Annotated in this window: 16 protein-coding genes, 1 pseudogene and 1 other annotated feature; of the genes and pseudogenes, 15 read left to right on the forward strand and 2 right to left on the reverse strand. The window is 41.6% G+C overall.

Going from position 1 to position 22135, the window contains the following annotated elements:
- The first annotated feature begins 73 nt into the window (after positions 1 to 73).
- From LLY41_RS05675 to LLY41_RS05685, 3 genes and pseudogenes are all read left to right on the forward strand, one after another.
- Positions 74 to 856: a transporter substrate-binding domain-containing protein gene (locus LLY41_RS05675; RefSeq protein WP_304587127.1), complete on the forward strand. Its 783-nt coding sequence runs from the start codon at positions 74 to 76 to the stop codon at positions 854 to 856.
- An 82-nt stretch (positions 857 to 938) separates the two neighbouring features.
- Positions 939 to 1586: an amino acid ABC transporter permease gene (locus tag LLY41_RS05680; RefSeq protein ID WP_076257328.1), complete on the forward strand. Its 648-nt coding sequence runs from the start codon at positions 939 to 941 to the stop codon at positions 1584 to 1586.
- A gap of 13 nt (positions 1587 to 1599) precedes the next feature.
- Positions 1600 to 2336: pseudogene (locus LLY41_RS05685) on the forward strand (amino acid ABC transporter ATP-binding protein).
- A gap of 273 nt (positions 2337 to 2609) precedes the next feature.
- On the opposite strand, the gene LLY41_RS05690 reads toward LLY41_RS05685, so the two are convergent.
- Complete coding sequence (locus LLY41_RS05690) at positions 2610 to 3095, reverse strand: LiaI-LiaF-like domain-containing protein (protein WP_095245041.1); 486 nt, start codon at positions 3093 to 3095, stop codon at positions 2610 to 2612.
- Between the two features lie 227 nt (positions 3096 to 3322).
- Here LLY41_RS05690 and hemA point away from each other — a divergent pair, with 227 nt between their 5' ends.
- The 8 genes from hemA to ysxE all read left to right on the forward strand — a co-directional run bounded on the left by hemA (position 3323) and on the right by ysxE (position 12547).
- On the forward strand, positions 3323 to 4672 hold the full coding sequence (gene hemA, locus LLY41_RS05695; protein ID WP_304587128.1) for a glutamyl-tRNA reductase: 1350 nt from the start codon (positions 3323 to 3325) through the stop codon (positions 4670 to 4672).
- 13 nt (positions 4673 to 4685) lie between these two features.
- A complete protein-coding gene (locus tag LLY41_RS05700; protein ID WP_076257332.1) occupies positions 4686 to 5519 on the forward strand; it encodes a cytochrome c biogenesis protein in 834 nt (277 codons plus the stop codon).
- Between the two features lie 289 nt (positions 5520 to 5808).
- Positions 5809 to 6744: a hydroxymethylbilane synthase gene (hemC, locus tag LLY41_RS05705; RefSeq protein WP_304587129.1), complete on the forward strand. Its 936-nt coding sequence runs from the start codon at positions 5809 to 5811 to the stop codon at positions 6742 to 6744.
- Positions 6741 to 7520: a uroporphyrinogen-III synthase gene (locus LLY41_RS05710; RefSeq protein WP_304587130.1), complete on the forward strand. Its 780-nt coding sequence runs from the start codon at positions 6741 to 6743 to the stop codon at positions 7518 to 7520. The genes hemC and LLY41_RS05710 overlap by 4 nt, the downstream gene beginning before the upstream one ends.
- Positions 7520 to 8500, forward strand: coding sequence for a porphobilinogen synthase (gene hemB, locus LLY41_RS05715; protein WP_304587131.1), 981 nt, complete (start codon positions 7520 to 7522; stop codon positions 8498 to 8500). The genes LLY41_RS05710 and hemB overlap by 1 nt, the downstream gene beginning before the upstream one ends.
- 54 nt (positions 8501 to 8554) lie before the next feature.
- Positions 8555 to 9841 carry a glutamate-1-semialdehyde 2,1-aminomutase gene (gene hemL / locus LLY41_RS05720; protein ID WP_095245046.1) on the forward strand — a complete coding sequence of 429 codons (1287 nt, stop codon included), beginning with the start codon at positions 8555 to 8557 and terminating at the stop codon, positions 9839 to 9841.
- A gap of 144 nt (positions 9842 to 9985) precedes the next feature.
- Positions 9986 to 11242, forward strand: coding sequence for a stage VI sporulation protein D (gene spoVID, locus LLY41_RS05725; RefSeq protein ID WP_304587132.1), 1257 nt, complete (start codon positions 9986 to 9988; stop codon positions 11240 to 11242).
- A 246-nt stretch (positions 11243 to 11488) separates the two neighbouring features.
- Complete coding sequence (ysxE, locus tag LLY41_RS05730; RefSeq protein ID WP_304587133.1) at positions 11489 to 12547, forward strand: spore coat protein YsxE; 1059 nt, start codon at positions 11489 to 11491, stop codon at positions 12545 to 12547.
- A 13-nt stretch (positions 12548 to 12560) separates the two neighbouring features.
- Here ysxE and LLY41_RS05735 read toward each other — a convergent pair whose 3' ends face one another.
- Positions 12561 to 12752, reverse strand: a complete 192-nt coding sequence (locus LLY41_RS05735; RefSeq protein ID WP_095245054.1) for a hypothetical protein — start codon at positions 12750 to 12752, stop codon at positions 12561 to 12563.
- Positions 12753 to 12978: 226 nt separating this feature from the next.
- Positions 12979 to 13233: a binding site (T-box leader), on the forward strand.
- A gap of 55 nt (positions 13234 to 13288) precedes the next feature.
- Here LLY41_RS05735 and LLY41_RS05740 point away from each other — a divergent pair.
- The 4 genes from LLY41_RS05740 to LLY41_RS05755 all read left to right on the forward strand — a co-directional run bounded on the left by LLY41_RS05740 (position 13289) and on the right by LLY41_RS05755 (position 22120).
- Positions 13289 to 15934 carry a valine--tRNA ligase gene (locus tag LLY41_RS05740; RefSeq protein WP_095245055.1) on the forward strand — a complete coding sequence of 882 codons (2646 nt, stop codon included), beginning with the start codon at positions 13289 to 13291 and terminating at the stop codon, positions 15932 to 15934.
- 69 nt (positions 15935 to 16003) lie between these two features.
- On the forward strand, positions 16004 to 17317 hold the full coding sequence (locus LLY41_RS05745) for a bifunctional folylpolyglutamate synthase/dihydrofolate synthase (RefSeq protein ID WP_304587134.1): 1314 nt from the start codon (positions 16004 to 16006) through the stop codon (positions 17315 to 17317).
- A gap of 150 nt (positions 17318 to 17467) precedes the next feature.
- Positions 17468 to 19120, forward strand: coding sequence for a sensor domain-containing diguanylate cyclase (locus tag LLY41_RS05750; protein ID WP_304587135.1), 1653 nt, complete (start codon positions 17468 to 17470; stop codon positions 19118 to 19120).
- 132 nt (positions 19121 to 19252) lie between these two features.
- Positions 19253 to 22120 (forward strand): VWA domain-containing protein, encoded by a 2868-nt coding sequence (locus tag LLY41_RS05755; protein WP_304587136.1) that lies wholly within the window; start codon positions 19253 to 19255, stop codon positions 22118 to 22120.
- Positions 22121 to 22135 lie beyond the last annotated feature (15 nt).

Raw genomic sequence — 22135 nt, forward strand, 5'->3', positions numbered from 1 at the left:
AGAATATTCATAAATAGTGATAGAGTTAAAGGGCACATAAAAAAGAGAGATACTGAAGGGGGAATTTAGACTAGTGAGACATTGGTTAAAAGGAATCATGGCAGCTGCTTTTGTATTGGTCCTGGCTGCATGCGGATCAGAGGAAGCGTCTAAAAGCGGAATGGATCTAGTAGACGAAGACAAATTTACATATGCGGCTTCTGGAGAGTTCAAACCTTTTAGTTACACAAATGATGATGGAAGCATGAGCGGCTTTGATATTGATGTAGCAGAGGCTGTAGCAAAAGAACTCGGACTTGAACCGGTTCAGAATAAATTTAAGTTCGGCGGTATAGTGGAGGGAGTTAAGTCAGGCCGTTTTGATGCAGCGGTAGCCAGCCACACCATTACCGAAGAACGTTTAAAAGCAGTCAATTTTTCAACTCCATATTACTATTCAGGCCCGCAAATATATGTGCGACCGGATAGCACGATTGAGACACTGTCAGATCTTGAAGGCAAGGAGATAGCAGTATCAAAAGGATCTACATATACTTCAAATGCAGAGGAAGTGACAGACAACATTAAGTTTTATGACAGTGATGTGGTCGCCCTGGAAGCATTGAGCAAGGGAAAACATGATGCTGTTATCACTGATTTTGTTACAGGCAAAGAAGCAATTGGCGCCGGAATGAAAATTGAAGGCAAAGAGCTGCTTGGCCGCAGTGAGCAGGCAATTGCAGTTGCAAAGGATAATAAAGAGCTGCTCGAAAAAGTGAATGAAGCTCTTGAAACACTTCGCGAGAATGGAACACTCACAGAAATCAGCAAAAAATATATCGGTGAAGATATAACAGTTGATCCTGAGAAGGAATAACATTGCGGGCGGATGTGTATCAGACATTCGCCTGTTTTGTTTTTTTACACAAAATGAAATTGCCATCTGAAGGGGGATTTTTGTGGATTTATTTACAAAGTTTATTGATACATATCCCGTATTTTTAAAGGGGATGCTCTTAACCTTTCAATTAACCATTGTATCAGTGTTTATTGCTATTTTTATAGGGTTGTTTTTTGCTTTTTTAAAGATATCAAGAGTGAAAGTTCTGGAATGGATTGCAGACATCTATATTTTTCTTGTAAGGGGAACGCCTCTTGTTGTCCAGATATTCATTTTCTATTTCGGATTGACAGCGCTGGATATTTCACAGTTTTGGTCGGTTGTGCTAGGACTTGCTTTTCACAACGGTGCCTATATAGCCGAAATTTTCAGGGGTTCCATTCAATCCATCGACAAAGGACAAATGGAAGCAGGACGTTCACTGGGTATGACTGCCGGCCTTGCGATGAGAAGAATCATTCTTCCTCAGGCATTCCGACGGGCTATGCCGCCTCTTGGGAATCAGTTTATCATTGCATTGAAGGATTCCTCACTGGCTTCCTTCATCGGCATGTACGAGCTCTTTAACGTGGCTACAACATATGGTTCCAATGAATATGACTACATGAGCTATTTGCTGATCGTAGCTGTTTACTATTTAGTACTTGTGCTTATTTTCTCCATCCTTGTAAATGTGATTGAGAAAAGAATGGCAAGCAGTGATTGAGGAGGAATGAGGAATGAGTGAATCGTACATGATCAAGGTAGAAAAATTGAACAAATCATTCGGGGATCTCCATGTCCTGAAAGATATTGACATAACAGTAAAGGAAAGTGATGTTGTTTGCCTGATTGGTGCCAGCGGGTCCGGAAAAAGCACACTGCTCCGCTGCCTGAACTTTCTTGAATTAAAGGATAGCGGCAATATCATTTTTGAGGGTGAAAAGGTTGAGAAAGAAACACATGACCTAAATAAAGTAAGAGAAAAAGTAGGAATGGTCTTTCAGCATTTTCATTTATTTCCTCATAAGACTGTTCTCGAAAATGTGATGGAAGCACCATTGCATGTGAAAAAGCTTCCTAAGGACCAAGTGAAAAAAGATGCCCAGGAACTATTAAAAAAAGTTGGGCTTTCTGACAAGGAGAATGTGTACCCATCAAAACTTTCGGGCGGACAAAAACAGCGTGTAGCCATTGCAAGGGCACTGGCTATGAAGCCCGATATCATGCTTTTTGATGAGCCGACATCGGCACTGGATCCGGAGCTGGTGGGGAAGTGCTTTCCACAATGAAGGAACTGGCCCTCGAAGGCATGACAATGGTCGTCGTCACGCATGAAATGGGCTTTGCAAGAGAAGTGGCAGACTGGGCTGTCTATATGCATGACGGAAGAATTGTAGAAGTGGGACACCCGGAGGATTTGTTTAATAATCCAAAAGAGCAGAGAACCAAAAATTTCTTGGATTCGGTTCTCTAAACAGTTTGAATGGTAAAAGACAGGGAAAAGTAAAATATCCCTGTCTTTTATTTTTGGCAAGTTTCGAAAGGTTTGTTGCTTTTTGTATCTTATTTACTGAGTTGATTGTAGCGGAAGGTGCGAGACTCCTGCGGGAGTAGCGGGACAGGTGAGACCCCGCAGACGCGCAGCGTCGAGGAGGCTCACCGCCCGCCCCGCGGTTCGCTGAGCATCCTGGAGCGGAAATCAACGGACTACATTAATAGGCAAACAACAATATATACGAAAAGAGCCTTATTTTTTCTTTGATAATAAAAAATATAATCCAATTAGCATTAACAGGATTGGCCAAAACTGCCAAACATCCGAAACGCCATTGTCAAGAAGTCCCATCCACTCAGCTACTCTGTCATAAAACAGGAGCAATGCGGCAAGAATTAAGAATAAGATGCCCTGGAATAATCCTGCGCCTGTTTTCTGATGCCGAAGGAGGAAGCCGAGAGCAATTATAAGAATGAATGTACCAATATGATCCGGCCAAATTTCGAGGCGGTTCACCACATGAAAATGCAGGCCAAATCCGGTTAAAATAACCCCTGGCAAAATGGAATCATAATCCCTTGCGCCATATCCCTGAATTAAAAAGGCTGCTCCGACGATAATTAGAAGAGTCGGCCAGGAATAAAAAGACTGTAAGGCAGTAAATCCGCTCTGCTGGAGAAAAAAGTAGGCTCCAAATCCGAGTAAAATAATTCCGGGGAAAATACGCTGATTTTTCATGAAAAACACCACTTCCAATAAGGTTCACTTGAATCCGGCAAGATTTTTTGTTACTGTACATAAGGGAGTATTTGTCTATTTTAAGATTATCTTATACAAGGCTCCTGTTTAAAATATAGTATCATATGTGTTCATTATCTGTTCACATTTAAGCATTAATTGAAAAAATAAAAATGATATAATTAATATTAATGAACTAGGCAATAATTCTGGGGGTGTCAATTTCAATGCATATCTTAGTCGTCGGTCTTAACTATAAAACTGCCCCTGTTGAAATCCGTGAACGTCTAACCTTTAATCCTTCACATTTGGGCGAGGCAATGAAGACTTTAAATGACAAAAAAAGCATTTTAGAGAATGTCATTCTGTCTACTTGCAATCGGACCGAAATTTATGCAGTTGTGGACCAGCTTCATACTGGCCGCTATTATATAAAGGAATTTTTGGCAGAACATTTCAATATGGATCAGAATGAATTTTCGCCATTCCTATTCATTTATGAAGGGGATGGGGCCATAGAGCATCTATTCAAAGTAGCATGCGGCCTAAACTCCATGATCCTTGGCGAGACACAGATTTTAGGACAGGTAAGGTCCAGTTTTCTGGGAGCTCAATCGGAAAATTCAACCGGTACCGTCTTTAACCACTTGTTTAAGCAGGCAGTAACGATTGCTAAGCGTGCACACTCCGAAACGGAAATAGGGGCAAATGCAGTCTCTGTCAGCTATGCAGCTGTGGAACTGGCTAAGAAGATTTTTGGATCACTTGAAAATAAACATGTTCTAATATTAGGAGCCGGTAAAATGGGTGAGCTGGCAATCCAGAATCTTCATGCCAACGGAGCCAGCAAAGTAACGGTTATTAACCGTACATTTGAAAAAGCGCAGAATCTTGCAAGCCGTTATGCGGGCCAGGCAAAAACACTGCATGAGCTTCAATGTGCTCTTGTTGAAGCTGATATTTTAATCAGTTCTACAGGGGCAAAAGAATTTGTTGTCACAAAAGATATGATGGCTTACGCAGAAAGAATGCGCAAAGGCAAGCCTCTATTTATGGTTGATATTGCTGTTCCAAGAGACCTGGATCCGAAACTCGCAGACCTGGACAGTGTTTTCCTTTATGATATTGATGATCTTGAAGGCATTGTTGAAGCGAACCTTCAGGAGCGTAAAAAGGCAGCCGAAAAGATTCAGCTGATGATTGAAGGAGAGATTGTTGAGTTCAAGCAATGGCTGAACCTGCTTGGTGTTGTTCCGGTCATTTCCGCCTTGCGTGAGAAAGCACTGGCTATACAGAGTGAAACAATGACAAGCATTGAAAGAAAGCTGCCGCATTTGAGTGATCGTGATAAAAAAGTGCTGAACAAGCATACAAAGAGCATTATCAATCAGCTATTAAAAGATCCTATTTTACAAGCTAAAGAAATGGCTGGGCAGAAAGATTCCGAACAGGCATTAGATTTATTTGTAAAAATCTTTAATATAGAAGAACTTGTTTCAGATCAGCAGAACGTGCACGCAGCAGCTAAACCAAAGCACGCATTCGCTCAATCACAGCAGACTTCCTTTCAATCATAAAGGGGTTCTGTCCATGTTTGACATCTATATGACACGGCTGCATGAATTCACGGTGGTTCTGTACGCCTTATGTGTCTTATTATATTTTATTGATTTTCTTCATCATAACCGGAAGGCGAATAGAGTTGCCTTCTGGTTACTTGCATTTGTATGGGTGCTTCAAACGGTGTTCCTAATACTTTATATGATTAATACAGGAAGATTTCCCGTATTGACCATTTTTGAGGGCCTGTATTTTTATGCCTGGGTGCTTATCACTCTTTCCTTGGGAATTAACAGGCTGCTCAGAGTTGATTTTATCGTCTTTTTTACAAATGTTCTTGGCTTTATCATAATGGCGATCCATACATTCGCACCTGTGCAGATTGATTCGGCTGTCAAAGCGCAGCAGCTCATATCTGAACTGCTGCTCATTCATATAACAGTTGCGATACTTTCATATGGAGCGTTCTCGCTCTCCTTCGTTTTTTCATTGCTGTATCTTATTCAATATGATTTGCTGAAAAGGAAAAAGTGGGGAACGAGACTGCTCAGGATAACGGATTTGTCGAAGCTTGAACATATGTCCTATGTATTAAATGTAATCGGTGTACCTATGCTGATGATAAGTTTAATTTTAGGCATACAGTGGGCATACATTAAGCTGCCGCATATGGTCTGGTATGACTCCAAGGTAATCGGTTCATTCATTGTCCTGGCTTTATATAGTATTTATCTCTATATGAAAGTCGGAAAGGGCTTATATGGAAAATCTTTAGCACTCTGGAATTTAGCTTCATTTTTAATTGTATTAATTAACTTCTTTTTATTCGGCAAACTTTCATCATTCCATTTTTGGTATTCATAGAAAAGCGGAGGCGACTGTCCAGCCCCGACAAGCATAAGATGGTCTGCGGTGCGGCGCAGTTTGCCGCAGAGCAGAACAGCTTATGACCTCGAGGGGCTAGGAGCCGAAGCTGGACAATAAGAAAAGCGGAGGCGACTGTCCAACCCCGACAAGCATAAGATGGTCTGCGGCGCGGCGCAGTTTGCCGCAGAGCAGAACAGCTTATGACCTCGAGGGGCTAGGAGCCGAAGCTGGACAAAGAAAAACGGAGGCGGCTGTTCGCTGCCAGACATAATTGCAGGAGGCTGTCATGAGAAAAATAATTGTAGGTTCAAGACGAAGCAAGCTGGCATTAACTCAGACCAACTGGGTGATCAGCCAATTGAAAAACATTGATCCATCCTTTGAGTTTGAAGTAAAGGAAATTGTCACAAAAGGTGATAAAATTCTTGATGTTACCCTTTCAAAGGTCGGAGGAAAAGGTTTATTCGTAAAGGAAATCGAACAGGCCATGCTTGATGAGGAAATTGATATGGCTGTACATAGCATGAAGGATATGCCTGCTGTTCTTCCTGAAGGTCTGACAATTGGAAGCATTCCGGAAAGAGAAGACCATCGGGATGCACTCATTTCAAAAGGGCATATCAAACTGAATGACCTAAAGCCGGGATCTGTAATTGGAACAAGCAGCCTGCGCAGAGGGGCTCAGCTTCTGGCGCAGCGTCCGGATCTCGAGATTAAGTGGATCAGAGGAAACATAGATACCCGATTATCCAAACTGGAAACGGAAGAATATGATGCGATCATTCTTGCGGCAGCAGGTCTATCCAGGATGGGCTGGGCATCGGATGTTGTTACGGAATTCCTGGAGCCTGAAATCTGTGTGCCGGCTGTGGGCCAGGGAGCACTTTCCATTGAGTGCCGTGAAAGTGATAAAGAGCTTCGGGCATTGCTGGATAAATTCACATGCCCTGAGACGAACCAGACTGTGCGTGCAGAGCGTGCTTTCCTGCATAAGATGGAAGGCGGCTGCCAGGTTCCGATTGCAGGGTTTGCAACAATTAATGAAACAGGGGAATTGGAGTTAACAGGACTTGTAGGCTCCCCTGATGGTAAAGTGATTTATAAGGAGACCCTAAAAGGTTCAAACCCTGAAGAACTTGGTGATAAGGTGGCTGTTAAGTTAACCGGCCAGGGAGCTAAAGCGCTTATCGACAGGGTAAAAGAGGAGCTTGACGGGCAATGAAAGGGACTTCCCCTTTAGAAGGCATGAATGTTCTGGTGCCAAGAGGGAAAAAACAGGCTCAGTCCTTTTCAGCTCTTATACGAAGCTATGGGGGGATGCCGGTTGAGATCCCCCTGATTGCTTTCGAGCCTTTACGGAATAAAGCTTTAGTTCAGGCCCATAAGGAAATTCATACTTATGATTGGGTGATATTCACCAGCAAAACTGCTGTGGATGCTTTTTTCAATAATTTTAGTCTAAGCAGCCACTTCCCTAAAATAGCGGTTATCGGTGAGAAAACTAAAAAAGTGCTTGTTGACAAGGGATTAAAGGTGCAGTTTGTGCCCGGAGAATATGTTGCTGAAGTGTTTGCTGAAGATTTTTTGCCATTAGTAGAAAAAGGGATGAAGGTATTGATCCCTAAAGGAAATCTGGCACGTGGCTATATTGCAGCATCTCTCTCGGAAAAGGGTGCAAGAGTTGATGAAGTTATTGTTTATAAAACTGTTTTTCCACGTGAAAGCATCAGTCTGTTAAGAGATCAGCTTTCAGGAAAAGGGTTAGACATTCTTCCTTTTACCAGTCCTTCCACAGTGGATCATTTTATGGAGGCTGTTAAGGAGCTTGGATTTCTGACTGCTGTAAAAGACAGTGTGGTGGGCTGCATCGGTCCTGTGACTAAAGAACGTGCAGAGGCGTATGGCCTGCAGGTACATGCAGTTCCGGAAGAATATACAGTACATAGCATGCTTAAGAGCATTATTAGATACTTAGCAGAAACCAGGAGGGGAAATTAATGGATCTTCAATTTAACAGGCATAGACGTCTTCGTAAAAGTCCGAATATGAGAGCGCTTATCCGTGAAAACTTCTTGCGTACAGAGGATTTAATTTATCCGATTTTTGTGGCTGAAGGAGAAGGCATTAAGAGAGAAATACCTTCAATGCCGGGCATCTTCAACCTATCGCTGGATCATCTCGAAGAGGAGATGAACGAAGTCGTTTCTCTTGGAATAAAATCCGTTCTCTTATTTGGAATTCCAAAAGAGAAAGATGCATGCGGGCAGCAGGCTTATCATGATCATGGAATCGTACAGGAAGCTACAAGATTTATTAAAGCTAAATTTCCGGAAGTCATCATTATTGCTGATACTTGCCTTTGCGAGTATACCGACCATGGCCACTGCGGTTTAATTGAAAATGGGGAAGTGCTGAATGATGCATCTCTGGAACTGCTTGTGCAGACGGCTGTAAGCCAGGCTAGAGCAGGAGCAGACATTATTGCCCCATCAAATATGATGGATGGGTTTACAGCAGCCATCCGTGCAGGTCTTGATGAAGCCGGATTTGAAGATATCCCTGTTATGTCCTATGCAGTTAAATATTCATCTGCATTCTACGGTCCTTTCCGTGATGCAGCTGACAGCACACCGCAGTTTGGCGACCGAAAGGCATATCAGATGGATCCTGCCAACCGAATGGAAGCCATGCGCGAAGCTGAATCTGATTTAATGGAAGGGGCAGACTTCCTGATTGTTAAGCCGGGAATGCCTTATTTGGACATTGTACGGGACGTTAAGAACAACATCAATCTGCCAATTGTGATTTATAATGTAAGCGGTGAATATTCAATGGTTAAAGCTGCGGCACAAAACGGCTGGATAGATGAACAAAAAATAGTTATGGAAATGCTTACAGGCATGAAGCGTGCAGGAAGTGATTTAATCATTACTTACCATGCAAAAGATGCGGCAAGGTGGATTAAAGAACAAGAATAAAACTGCAGATCATTAGTTAATGAAACTCCTTATTAAATAGAAAAGAGGGATGACATGCGATCTTATGAAAAATCTAACAAGGCTTTTAAAGAGGCAAGCGAATTGATGCCTGGAGGAGTAAACTCTCCTGTACGTGCCTTTAAATCGGTTAATATGGATCCCATTTTTATGGAACGCGGAAGCGGCTCAAAAATCTACGATATCGATGGCAATGAATATATCGATTATGTTTTGTCCTGGGGCCCTTTAATTCTGGGTCATACAAACGAACGTGTGGTCGAGGGTATTAAGAAAGTTGCTGAAATGGGGACAAGCTTCGGAGCTCCAACTGAAATTGAAAATGAGCTTGCCAAGCTTGTTATTGAGCGCGTTCCTTCCATCGAAGTGGTTCGGATGGTTTCTTCCGGAACAGAAGCTACCATGAGTGCTTTAAGACTTGCACGAGGATACACTGGCCGAAATAAAATCATGAAATTTGAAGGCTGCTATCACGGCCACGGCGATTCCCTTTTAATTAAAGCCGGCTCCGGTGTAGCAACACTGGGGCTGCCAGACAGTCCGGGAGTGCCTGAAGGTGTAGCTAAAAATACGATTACAGTTCCTTATAATGATCTTGAAAGTGTAAGATATGCTTTCGAGCAATTCGGAGATGATATTGCAGGTGTGATTGTGGAGCCGGTAGCTGGAAATATGGGAGTTGTTCCTCCACAGCCGGGCTTCCTTGAAGGCTTAAGAGAAATTACAGAGCAAAACGGATCCCTGCTTATCTTTGATGAGGTAATGACCGGATTCCGCGTTGGCTACAATTGTGCGCAGGGCTATTTTGGGGTGACACCGGACATTACATGCCTTGGCAAAGTTATTGGCGGCGGTCTCCCAGTCGGTGCATATGGCGGAAAAGCTGAAATAATGAAGCAGATTGCACCAAGCGGCCCAATTTACCAGGCAGGAACATTATCAGGAAATCCTCTTGCCATGACAGCAGGTTTTGAGACTTTAAGCCAGCTGACACCGGATTCCTACAAAGAATTTGAAAGAAAAGCAGACAGACTGGAAGAAGGGCTTAAGGCAGCTGCTGAAAAATATGATATCCCGCACACCATCAACCGTGCCGGATCCATGATCGGCATCTTCTTTACAAATGAAGACGTTATTAACTATGAAAAAGCTAAAACATCCAACCTTGAATTTTTTGCGGAATATTATAGGGAAATGGCAAACCAGGGAGTCTTCCTGCCGCCATCCCAATTCGAAGGACTCTTCCTCTCTACTGCACATACAGATGAGGATATCGAAAAAACGATCCTGGCTGCTGAACAGGCATTCTCCAAATTAAAATAAGCAAAACCTGACACTCATCATTTTAGATGAGTGTTTTTTGTATTCCCTTAATGCGTGATTTTCTAATCATAAAGTACCCTCATCCCTCATAGGATTGTTAATGACATAGTGATTAAACGCAAAGATTCGAAGGGAGGAGTCGCTTTGTCTCAGGGGAATCCATCGTGCTTACGATTTTCTTTAGAAGAATCAGTATGGTTTCAAAAAGGACAGGAAGTATCAGACCTGATTTCCATCTCGTTAGACCCCAATATAACAATTCAGGAAAGCGATCAATATGTAACAATCCAGGGAGCATTGGAACTGGGAGGTGAGTATAGACGCAGCGAAGAAGAAGCATCTGAGGAAGAACAAGAGGATTTTGCAGTAACCAAGTTCGTTCAGACAATCGAAGAACGGGGAGAAGGAATTTGTGAATTCAAACACTATTTTCCTGTCGATATCACCATTCCGAATAATAGAATCGAAAGCATTTACGATATTGACGTTGCGGTAGAGTCCTTCGATTATGTTCTGCCGGAAAGAAGCTGTATGAAGCTGACAGCTAATTTAACCATAACAGGATTATATGGTGATCAGCAGCATGTGCCTGTTCAAGTATGGGAGGAAGAAACTGAACCTGAAACTGAAGAATTAGAGCCTCTGTACAGATCTCCTGAAGCGGTGGAGGAGACAGAGGAAGAAGAGCCGATTCTGCAGGAATGGCCGTCTTATCAGCAGGAAGAACAGGAGCTGGAGGAAGAAAGGGAGGAACAGGTTTCCGCTGAACAGGTATTCGCTGTTGCCGAGGAAGATATACGGGAAGAGGAACAGCAGGAAGAGCAGCTGGAAACAGCTGAGGTATATATTCCATTTGAGGCAGAAGCAAGAAAGCAGCCTGAAGCGGAAGAGCAGGAAGTCATCAAACCTGCAGTGCCGGCAGCGCTTGAAGTAACTCAAGAGCAGCCACAAGAAGAACAGACGCAGAAAACTGCGCCGGAAGTATCTTTCTCTTCTCAGCGAAGTGAAGAGGAAAAACCGCCAACTGCACAGGAAATTTATCAAATGACGGAAGCATCCGAATCGGATAGCCCCTCTTTTGAAAAGAAACCTGTCCAGGCAGCTGCACAGGAAACTGGTGAGGAAACCGAGGAATCATCCTCATCAGAACAGGAAGCTAAGAAAAAGAAACTCTCCAAAAAGAAAAGCATGTCGTTAACTGAGTTTTTTGCGCGCAAGGAAGAGTCAGAAGAACATGTTAAACTCAAGGTTTGCATTGTGCAGAACGGCGATACAATTGATGCCATTGCTGAAAGGTATGACATACCGTCCCAGCAGCTTTTAAGGGTGAATCATCTGGAAATTAATCAGGATATTTATGAAGGGCAAGTGCTGTACATTCCTGTTGCGGTAGCCCATTAAATGGTTATAAGGCTGAGCAGGTATTGATAACCCGCTCAGCTATTTTCGTTTCACCAATATATCGCAGTCTAACGGGCAGTAAGACCCCCACTTCAAGACTCAGAGGAATCAAAGGAGGAAAAGTGGGGGTCAAACTGCCCGTAAAGGCCCGATTGGTTCAACTAACAATCAGCGGGGGATAAGGAAAACCCCCACTGATTGAAGTTTCACTTTATATTTTTTCATTCTGGAAAGTGAGTGGTTAAGGTGGAAGAAAAAAATCGGCTGCAGAAAGTCTCTCCCATTTTAATACATTATTCATTAGAGCCGCATTTTGTAGAGGATTTTGGGAGAGTTCAGAAGATTTACAGCAGCAAAGGCGTGTTTGCTTTGAAGAAAATAAAGCCTCAGCGTGGAGCAGATTTTATCAGGCATGTACAAACACTCTTTCAAAAAGGCTATAACAGAATAGTGCCTATTTACCCAACGGTGGACGGAAGATATGCGGTGCTCCATCAAAATGAATTATTTTATTTAATGCCCTGGATGTCTAATGAAGAAAAGGAGGACAGATTTGAGCGGCATCAGCAGATGATTAGGGAATTGGCAAGACTCCACACATTGTCCTCACGGGAAGTTCCTATAAAAAAAGAAGACCGTACTGAACATTACGAAAACACCCTTCAGGAATGGGGGAAGGAAGAGGAGTTTTTGGAGGGATTCATCGAGGCCTGCGAAAGAAAAGAGTATATGTCACCTTTTGAGCTAATGTTTTCTCTATACTACCATGATGTCAGCCAGGCACTGAAATTCTCCACAAACAAATTTAAGGATTGGTATGAAAAAACAAAGGAAAGTGAAAAAGCACGTACGGTCATTATTCATGGAAAAGTTTCCACCGAACATTTTTTATACGATGATAGGGGATATGGCTACTTCACAAATTTCGAGAATGCAAGACAGGGATCGCCGCTCCATGATTTACTCCCGTTTTTATCAAGGACACTGAAAACATATCCAAAAAGATCGGAGGAGTGTGTAGAATGGATTTATACTTATATGAAATACTTTCCCTTCAGGGACGACGAGATGCTGCTGTTTCTAAGCTACTTTGCTCATCCGGGTCCGATTATCAAAGCTTGCGAACAATATTATAAAGGGGAAGGAAAGAGAGGAGAAAGAAAGGCGGTTCAGCATCTGCAAAGGCAGTACTGGCTTTTAAAAAATATTGAATATGCCGTTATGAGAATTGATGAGATTGAGAGGCAAAAGCAGGAAGCAAAAGCGGCAGCAGAAGCTCAGGCACAGGAAGGAGCCCAAAGCTGAAGAATGCGGGCTCCTAAACCAATTTTAGATGAAAGGCGATAGCGATCAGGATGAACAGCGAGAGCAGCAGTACGTCGAAGGTAGTAGGCAATAATATGGTTCTTATGCCTTGAAAAACACAGAACGGGATAATGAATTGTGCACATATATTCCTGAAAGTTCTTAACCATGGAGGCAGTGTGTATGGATTATATTTTCTTCTCATTTATGCATACCCCTTTTTACAATGTTCTTATATATATCCTATGATTTTCTTTTCCGTAAAGTGCCTATTTTCATTTTTTCCCCTGTAACGTTCACGCACCCGGCAATGAATAAGGGCAGATTGATCATCACTTCAATGGAGACAGTGAATAATATATAAAAAACTGGGATATCCTTATTGACTATAACAGTCTTTTTTCGGTAGTATATTTTATATATAACTTTATATCGATGCTAAGACAGGGAAGAGTACAATGGCCATTTGCCTTTTAGAGAGGAAAACCAGCAGCTGAAAGGTTATCCAGGCAGAACCGTTGGAAGGTCGCCCCAGAGCATCTTTTGCGAAAGGCTTAAGCCAAGTAGTAAAAGACGGGAAATCCGTTATCTGCATAAGTGTCAATCACTATACGAATGTCTTTTGGGCTTTTCTTTAGTGATTGAAAAAAGGTGGTACCGCGAAACAAACTCCATTCGTCCTTTTATGGCGAGTGGAGTTTTTTATTTTTGCTGATTGCTTTTAGAAAGGAAGAATGACATATGGATAACAATGAATTAACAATGCCGACGAAATATGATCCGCTGGCGATTGAAAAAGGTAGATATGACTGGTGGCTGGAAGGGAAATTCTTTGAAGCAAAAGATGACGAAACGAAGCAGCCGTATACAATTGTAATCCCGCCTCCGAACGTAACAGGAAAGCTTCATCTCGGCCATGCATGGGATACGACCCTGCAGGATATCCTCACCCGTATGAAGCGTATGCAAGGGTACGATGTTTTGTGGCTTCCTGGAATGGACCATGCAGGTATCGCCACGCAGGCAAAGGTTGAAGAAAAACTTCGCAATGATGGAAAAAGCCGCTATGATCTGGGCCGTGAAAAATTTGTGGAAGAAACATGGAAATGGAAAGAGGAATATGCCAGCCATATTCGCCAGCAATGGTCAAAGCTTGGATTAGGGCTTGATTACAGCCGTGAACGCTTTACTCTGGATGAAGGCCTTTCAAAAGCTGTCAGAGAGGTTTTCGTTTCACTTTATAATAAAGGACTGATTTACCGCGGAGAGTACATCATCAACTGGGATCCGTCTACGAAAACAGCCCTTTCTGATATAGAAGTTATATATAAGGATGTTCAAGGCGCATTCTACCATATGAGATATCCACTGACAGACGGTTCGGGACATATCGAAATTGCCACCACTCGCCCTGAAACGATGCTTGGGGATACTGCTGTTGCAGTACATCCGGAAGACGAGCGCTATAAGCATTTAATCGGCAAGACAGTTAAATTGCCGATCACAGGAAGGGAAATTCCGATTGTTGCGGATGATTATGTAGAAATGGATTTCGGATCAGGTGCAGTAAAAATTACACCGGCTCATGACCCAAATGATTTCGAAATCGGAAACCGCCACAATCTTGAAAGAATCCTTGTCATGAATGAAGACGGCACGATGAACACGAGAGCAGGTATTTACCAGGGTATGGACCGCTTTGAATGCCGCAAGCAGATCGTAAAGGATCTTCAGGAAGAAGGAGTTCTTTTCAAAATTGAAGAGCATATGCATTCTGTGGGCCATTCAGAGCGCAGCGGTGCAGTAGTTGAACCATACCTTTCAACACAATGGTTTGTAAAAATGCAGCCTCTTGCAGATGAAGCCATCGCACTTCAAAATAAAGAAGAAAAAGTGAACTTTGTTCCGGACCGATTTGAAAAAACTTATCTGCGCTGGATGGAAAATATCCGCGACTGGTGTATTTCACGCCAGCTTTGGTGGGGACACCGGATCCCGGCCTGGTATCACAAGGAGACTGGTGAGGTTTACGTAGGTCATGAAGCTCCTGAAGATAGTGAAAACTGGGAACAGGATAAAGATGTATTAGACACATGGTTCAGTTCTGCATTATGGCCGTTTTCAACGATGGGCTGGCCGGATACTGACTCTGCTGACTTTAAGAGATACTATCCGACAGCAGCTCTTGTAACAGGCTATGACATCATTTTCTTCTGGGTATCACGAATGATTTTCCAAGGTCTCGAATTTACAGGAGAGCGTCCATTTCAGGATGTATTAATTCATGGTCTTGTTCGTGATTCACAGGGACGCAAGATGAGTAAGTCCCTTGGAAATGGCGTTGATCCAATGGATGTTATCGACCAGTATGGTGCCGATTCACTCCGTTATTTCCTTTCTACAGGAAGTTCGCCGGGACAGGATCTTCGTTTCAGTATGGAAAAAGTAGAGGCAACCTGGAACTTTGCCAATAAAATCTGGAATGCATCCCGCTTTGCCTTAATGAATATGGATGGATTAACATTCGAAGAAATTGATTTAAGCGGTGAAAAGTCTGTTGCTGATAAGTGGATATTAACCCGTTTGAATGAAACAATCGAGACTGTTACAAGATTGTCTGACCGCTATGAGTTTGGAGAGGTTGGCCGGGTGCTGTATAACTTCATCTGGGATGATTTCTGCGACTGGTATATCGAAATGGCGAAGCTGCCGCTTTATGGAGAAGATGAAGCTGCCAAGAAAACGACGCGCTCCATTCTGGCATATGTTCTGGATAACACAATGCGCCTGCTTCATCCATTTATGCCATTCATTACGGAGGAAATCTGGCAGAACCTTCCTCATTCAGGTGAATCGATTACGGTTGCCCAGTGGCCGGCAGTAAAGGATGAATACACAGACAACCAGGCTGCAAATGAAATGAAGCTGCTTGTTGAAATCATCCGTTCTGTCCGCAACAGCCGTGCTGAAGTGAACACGCCAATGAGCAAGAAGATTAAAATGATGGTTAGGACGAAAGACCAGGAAATTCTTTCTACACTGGAAAATAACCGTGGCTATATTGAACGCTTCTGTAACCCTGAGGAACTGGTGCTGGCTTTAGAGGTTGAGACACCTGATAAGGCGATGACAGCAGTTGTGAGTGGAGCAGAAATTATCCTGCCGCTTGAGGGTCTGATTAATATTGAAGAAGAAGTGGCCAGACTGCAGAAAGAATGGGATAAATTAAATAAAGAAGTAGAACGTGTTCAAAAGAAACTTTCAAACGAAGGCTTTATTAAAAAAGCGCCGGAAAAAGTAATTGAAGAAGAAAAAGCAAAAGAACAAGACTACAGCGAGAAGAGAGCAGCTGTAGAAGCTCGCATTAGAGAGCTAAAAGGAGAATAATTAAAGTTTGGGAAGGCGGGTCCATATCAAGGATTCGTCTTCCTTCCTGTATAACGGAGGTGCATATATATGTTTACTGCTTATGAGGAAGCCCTGGAGTGGATTCATTCAAGGCTGAGGCTGGGAATGAAGCCTGGACTGCAGAGAATGGAATGGATGATGGAAAAACTCGGCCATCCTGAGAGAAGAATTAAGTCTGTTCATATTGGCGGAACGAACGGAAAAGGCTCAACAGTTACGTTTTTAAGATCCATTCTTCAAGAGGCGGGTTATTCAGTCGGGACCTTTACATCGCCCTATTTTGAGAATTTTAATGAACGTATTTCTCTCAACGGAACCCCAATTGGGGATAAGGATCTCATTCAGCTTGCCAATGATATATATCCGCTGGCTGTTGAATTGGAACAGACCGAACTTGGCGGTCCAACTGAGTTTGAAATCATTACCGCCATGGCTTTTCAATATTTTGGTCATATAAAACCAGTGGATCTTGTATTGTTTGAAGTGGGGCTTGGCGGCAGATATGACTCCACTAATATCATTTATCCCGTGTTATCAATCATAACAAGCATCGGGCTCGATCATACAGCCATACTTGGGGATACTTATGAGAAAATCGCTTATGAAAAAGCGGGAATCATTAAACCTGGGATCAGTGTTATTACAGCTGTCAAACAGGAAGAAGCACTCGCAGTTATCCATGATAAAGCTTCAGGCTTAAAGTCCCCGGTTTATCAGCTGGGGAAGGAATTTGCTATTTTGGATCATAAACCCCTGGTTCAGGGTGAGTTTTTCTCCCTTGAGACAGTCTTTCAGGAGTTCTGTGATCTTGAGACAGGAATGAGCGGGAAACACCAGACTGAAAATGCCTCCCTGGCTGTAATGGCAGCAGAGCTATTAAATAAGTTTTATTCTTTCATTATTGAGGAGAAACACATTAGAGCCGGATTGAAAACAGCCTTCTGGCCCGGCCGATTTGAAATTGTGTCTCATGACCCGCTGGTGGTAATAGATGGGGCACATAATGAAGAAGGGATATCTGCTTTAACTGCTGAGCTGGAGAAGCGTTTTGGAGATCGAAGCAAAAAGATTATATTTGCTGCGCTGGCTGATAAAAAGCTTGATAAAATGATCAATAAGCTTGACTCTGCAGCAGACTCCATCATTTTTACAGAATTTCACTTTCCGAGAGCAGCATCAGCTGAAGATTTATATAATCTCAGTGAAAACAGCAGGAAACTATTTAATAAAGATTGGAAAGAGCTATTGAAGACAGAAGTGTGCGAATCAGGAAAAAATAGCGTCCTTGTCATAACCGGATCCCTTTACTTCCTATCAGAAGTGAAGCCAGCTCTTTTGAAACTTTTGGAAAACAGACAATGAAAAAATGACAAAAGTTAGAAAATTTGATAAAATATTTTTATTATCAGACTATTTTCCTGAATAAATTGGAGGAGGGGAAAAAAGATAGTTAGTTCACGAGCCAAAAATTCAATATGGTTATTATGGATACTGTTATTTCCCGCAGGTTTCATGCTAACCTATCATTTTTACCCTCCCGATCTTTCAGGACAGGGAATCAGTTTATTTGCCTTTTTTATTTTAATGTTTCTCGTTTCTTCCATGCCGATGGTTGTCAATAATACACCAATTTTTTTGATACAATGGGTTTCCATGGCAGTCTTCTTAACTTTTGGTCTTCTTGCTGAAATTATTATGGTTCAGGTGGGTGTCCTGGTACTTCTCATAAGACTTAAAGTACAAAAAGACCAGCTGTTCCGTCTGCCGCTTAACTCACTTTTATTCTTTACGGTCTCTTTATTGAGCGGGCTGGCTTATTTTGCAATGGGAGGCAAAACAGGAATAGATTTGATTGCTGAACCCCAGTATTTCTGGGTTGCTGCCGCCTATCCGGTCATTCATTTTACACTAAATCAGATATTAATCAGTGTAATTCAGGCTGCATTGTACGGCAGGAGAATCTCCTTTCTGGAAAAAGACCTGATTTGGGAAACAGTCACTTCACTCATAACATTCCCGATTGGCCTTATCCTTTACATTCTTTATGCTGAAGTGGGAATTCTTGCACTCCTGATTGTAGGTGTGCCATTTGTAAGTCTTTCAATCATACTTCATCTTTATTACTCCAGTGAGAAGGTGATTGATTACCTTCAAAAAGCCTCAGAAATTAGTCATAAAATGGCTGAGCACCTTGATGTTAATGAGGTTATGGAGCTTTTTATTTTGAAATTGAGCGAAATGGTTCCTGTTGATTATGCCTATATCCTTGATATCAAAGACAATGATGAACTTCACTCCCTTTTCCGGAAAGAGCATGAACTAATTAAGCCGAATGATCTTATGCCAACAAATAAAAATGAGGGAATCAGCGGATTGGTTTTAGAGACCAGAAAATCGGTCCTTTTTCATTCGAAAAGGAAATGGAAAAACATTGCTAAGGAATTTTTGCCGGAAGATGCGGAGAGCATCATTTGTGTTCCAATAGTCCGAAGTAATGAAATATTGGGGATTCTGCTGCTTTCATCCACGAAAAAGAGGGCATATGAAAAGTCGCAGCTCATGATTGTCGATATATTATGTTCGCATTTTGCAATAGCCATTGAGAATGCCAGGCACTATGAAGAAACAAAAGCCAAAAGCGAGCGCTGTGCGCTAACGAAACTATATAATTACCGCTATATAGAAGAGAAACTAAATGAAGAATTCAGCAGATTGCAAAATGGTTCAAGGCATCTCCTCTCCCTCATCATACTCGATATCGATCATTTTAAAAAAGTGAACGATACGTATGGACATCAGAGCGGAAATGAAATCCTCTGCGAACTGGCTGATCGGCTGACAAATCTGATTGATACGGCTGGAATTGCTGCCCGATATGGCGGCGAGGAATTTATTGTCCTAATGCCTGATACCAGCAAAGAAGATGCAATAGGCTGGGCCGAGCTTATCAGACAGACCATTGCCAATCGGCCTTTCATACTCAAACAGACCATCGATGGAAGAAGCAGCAGCAGTACAAAAGTTTATATTACCGCTTCTATTGGGGTAGCTGCTGCACCAGAAGATGCCGATGATTCTCTGGCCCTCATACGCCATGCTGACAGAGCTTTATATGTTGGAGCTAAGCAGGCTGGGAGGAATAGGGTTGCGGAATATGTGAAGTGAAATCCTTTTGCCTGTCAAAAGGATTTTTTTATGAAAAAACAAATCTTTGGACCTATAAAATATATAGTTTTTATAGGTAAATTGGTATAATGGGAGTAATGCATAATACTGGTAAAGGAGGGATTTAACTATATGGCAAAGAAAATACTGCTTAGTTTACTAACCGCTCTTATTATATGCTCCCTATCTATTCAACCTTCAATGGCATCTAAATTGAATGATGCCAAGTTAAACTTCACCGTGCAGCCTTCCCAGAATATAATCGTTAAACCAGCCGGCAAGCCGGCAGCAGCCAATCTGGATTTCAGAGTAAAGCAGAGCGGAACTGCGTCTGATAGTAATAGAGAACCAATGGATGTTGTCTTTATTATGGATATTTCCGGTTCAATGAATGATGCCGGTAAACTTGACAGCGCTAAAGCCGCAATGAAAAATGCTCTCGACCATTTTTTAGAGACTGCAAATTCCAAAGACCGATACTATTTAATCCCCTTCAATAAAAAAATCAGCGAGCAAGAGGGATTCTTTTACCCAACTGGAAATGCACTAAATGATCTTGGAATGATAAAAGAAAAAGTCAGGACTCTGTCAGCAATCAATGGAACAAATTATAAGGATCCGATAAAAAAAGCGGAAGAGCTTTTAAAAGGCGGGAATACGAATAATAATATTATCTTCCTGACTGATGGTGTGCCTACATATTCTGAGAATAAAGAAATAAGAACTTTTAATAAAAAATCCTGTTTTTTAATATTTTGCGACACAAATAAAGTAACAGAAGAGGTAACTTATATCGAAGAACTTCTAACGAAAGGCTATACAAAAAATGGGACTTTTTATCCTTATATCCCTTATCAATACTTGGCCGATGAATATTTTCTAGATAATAATAATCGGAGTTATACTCTGAAAGATAATAGTGAAAACTATGCATCGACTCAAACCTCTATTAGAAAAGCTATTATTGATGAAGTAAAAAAACTTACTGTTAGTAATATAAAGCTATATTCGATCGGATTTGGCAGTGATAAAGATATCGATATGAACTTCCTAAACGAGATGTCCAACTATACTGGAGAAACAGCCATTCAGGCAGGCACAGGAAATATTGGGGATATACTCGAACGAATTTCAAGCAGTGTCCTGAAACCTTCAATTACTGCAGAGATACAAATTGACTTAAATCCTTTTAATGGAAAGGTTACTTTGGCAGAAGGCTCGAATGCCATCCAAACTGAAAATAACATTATAACCAAACAGGTCAATTTCAAATATGATATTGGCAAAGAAACAATAAGCGAACTGGATTTCAGTATTCCACTAAATTTTGCGCAAGAGGGAAAGTATCTTTTTAATGATAATATAAAGTTAAAATACAAGGATTTGAATAATAAAGAACAAGTATTAGTCCATCCTGAACTGCAGATTGAAGTGAAAGATGATGCACCTGCATCATTTAAAGGAACCATGCTGCTGGAAAAAGTGCAAAATGATTTACGTGACTTAGTCAAGGAAATGAATTCAAATACAAAATCAAACCATTTTAATATTAAATATAATTTGGAGCCAACAGGTATTCCAGATAGCAGAGTGGAAGGCAGCCTCAGGAATGTGGTGATTAAACAGCCGCTTCCAGATGGGATTCTCATTGCGGACTCTTCTGTTAATGAAGAGATGATTAATGGACAAAGGCATGCAGTTCTTATTCTGGCAAATAGGCAAACCAGCTATAAAAATGGTGCTTTCACACCGGATCTTCTTTCTGCAAAAATAGCTTTAAAAGCAGATAGAGCCTACTATGGATTAACAATGCCGCGTGCACAAGTGTTTTATACTGACAGCAGATTCCCGGACAAGCCTCAATCAACCAGCATAGCTGCTTCCAGCCAAGTAATTGATGCAAAGGTGAGATTAATTGGTTTTAACAACATTGCTTATGATGGAGATGCGTCAGGCATCATCTCAAAAATTGATTTAAATAATAACGGTAAAAAACTGACGCAGACGGAGTTTCCGAATAATTATGGTCTGAAGAATAAACCTGTAAAGAACTTATATTTTCTTACAGAAACTCAAGTATCAGGCCTTAAAGTTGAATATAGCGATGATAGTATTGCAATGCTATATTTTGAACCGGATTTTGAGATGAAAGGCCAGGTTACAGGAAAGGTCCTGTCCCATAGGGATGTTGTATTCGAACCGATTTCTTTCAACTTAAGTAAACTGGTTGCAGGTAAAGATGTAGGTTATTACTACGAAGTTGAGAAAGACGGGGAGAAAGAAGAATGGAGGTCTTTTTCCGCTAATGACAGTGTGCTTTTAGATGCTCCAGGAACTTATATAATTAAGGTTAAAGCAACTGGAGGATTCGCGTTTGGAAATGAAATCTCAAAGACAATTACAGTTAATAAAAGAATTGAAAGCATATCAGTAGCTCCAGATCCAATTGAAGTGGATGTCGAAAAGTCAATATCTTTTAGCGTGGAAATTTCACCAGCTGATGCATCCAATAAAGAACTCGAGGTGCTCATTGAAGATACCTCTATAGCTGCATTAACCGATGGTTATTCAATTTTTGGGAAATCTGCGGGTGAAACGTATTTAACTGTCAGAACAAAGGACGGCTCCAACATTGAAAAGAAAATAAAAGTGATTGTCACCGATCCTTACATTGCTTTAGAAGAAATAAAGTTTAATAAAGGTGTATATAAGATTGCCAGTGGAGAGAGTATCGCGTTAGAAGGAATACTGATATTCAATCCTTTTAATGCCACTGATCAGGAAATTGTTGAATTACTCTCTGAGATGCCTGATAAAGTCCAAGCAGTTCAAAAGGGTTCTGATTGGTACATTGAGGGTGTGGAAATAGGATACTCCAGGGTAACTGCAGCTGCTGAAAAACAAAAAGACGGAAAGCAGCCGAAAGCTTCAGCTCTATTTGAAGTAGTGAATAAGGATGAACAAACTGATGATGGTCCTTCTGGAGAGGGTAAATGGTAAAAGAAAAAGGTGCTC

This window comes from Cytobacillus firmus, from assembly GCF_023612095.1.
Taxonomy (GTDB): domain Bacteria; phylum Bacillota; class Bacilli; order Bacillales; family Cytobacillaceae; genus Cytobacillus.

What these genes read in the sequence shown, in the direction of transcription:
- LLY41_RS05690 (WP_095245041.1), bottom strand. Translation starts at nt 3,095, where the DNA reads ATGAAAAATCAGCGTATTTTCCCCGGAATTATTTTACTCGGATTTGGA.
- hemA (WP_304587128.1), top strand. Translation starts at nt 3,323, where the DNA reads ATGCATATCTTAGTCGTCGGTCTTAACTATAAAACTGCCCCTGTTGAA.
- LLY41_RS05700 (WP_076257332.1), top strand. Translation starts at nt 4,686, where the DNA reads ATGTTTGACATCTATATGACACGGCTGCATGAATTCACGGTGGTTCTG.
- hemC (WP_304587129.1), top strand. Translation starts at nt 5,809, where the DNA reads ATGAGAAAAATAATTGTAGGTTCAAGACGAAGCAAGCTGGCATTAACT.
- LLY41_RS05710 (WP_304587130.1), top strand. Translation starts at nt 6,741, where the DNA reads ATGAAAGGGACTTCCCCTTTAGAAGGCATGAATGTTCTGGTGCCAAGA.
- hemB (WP_304587131.1), top strand. Translation starts at nt 7,520, where the DNA reads ATGGATCTTCAATTTAACAGGCATAGACGTCTTCGTAAAAGTCCGAAT.
- hemL (WP_095245046.1), top strand. Translation starts at nt 8,555, where the DNA reads ATGCGATCTTATGAAAAATCTAACAAGGCTTTTAAAGAGGCAAGCGAA.
- LLY41_RS05735 (WP_095245054.1), bottom strand. Translation starts at nt 12,752, where the DNA reads ATGAGAAGAAAATATAATCCATACACACTGCCTCCATGGTTAAGAACT.
- LLY41_RS05740 (WP_095245055.1), top strand. Translation starts at nt 13,289, where the DNA reads ATGGATAACAATGAATTAACAATGCCGACGAAATATGATCCGCTGGCG.
- LLY41_RS05745 (WP_304587134.1), top strand. Translation starts at nt 16,004, where the DNA reads ATGTTTACTGCTTATGAGGAAGCCCTGGAGTGGATTCATTCAAGGCTG.
- LLY41_RS05750 (WP_304587135.1), top strand. Translation starts at nt 17,468, where the DNA reads ATGCTAACCTATCATTTTTACCCTCCCGATCTTTCAGGACAGGGAATC.
- LLY41_RS05755 (WP_304587136.1), top strand. Translation starts at nt 19,253, where the DNA reads ATGGCAAAGAAAATACTGCTTAGTTTACTAACCGCTCTTATTATATGC.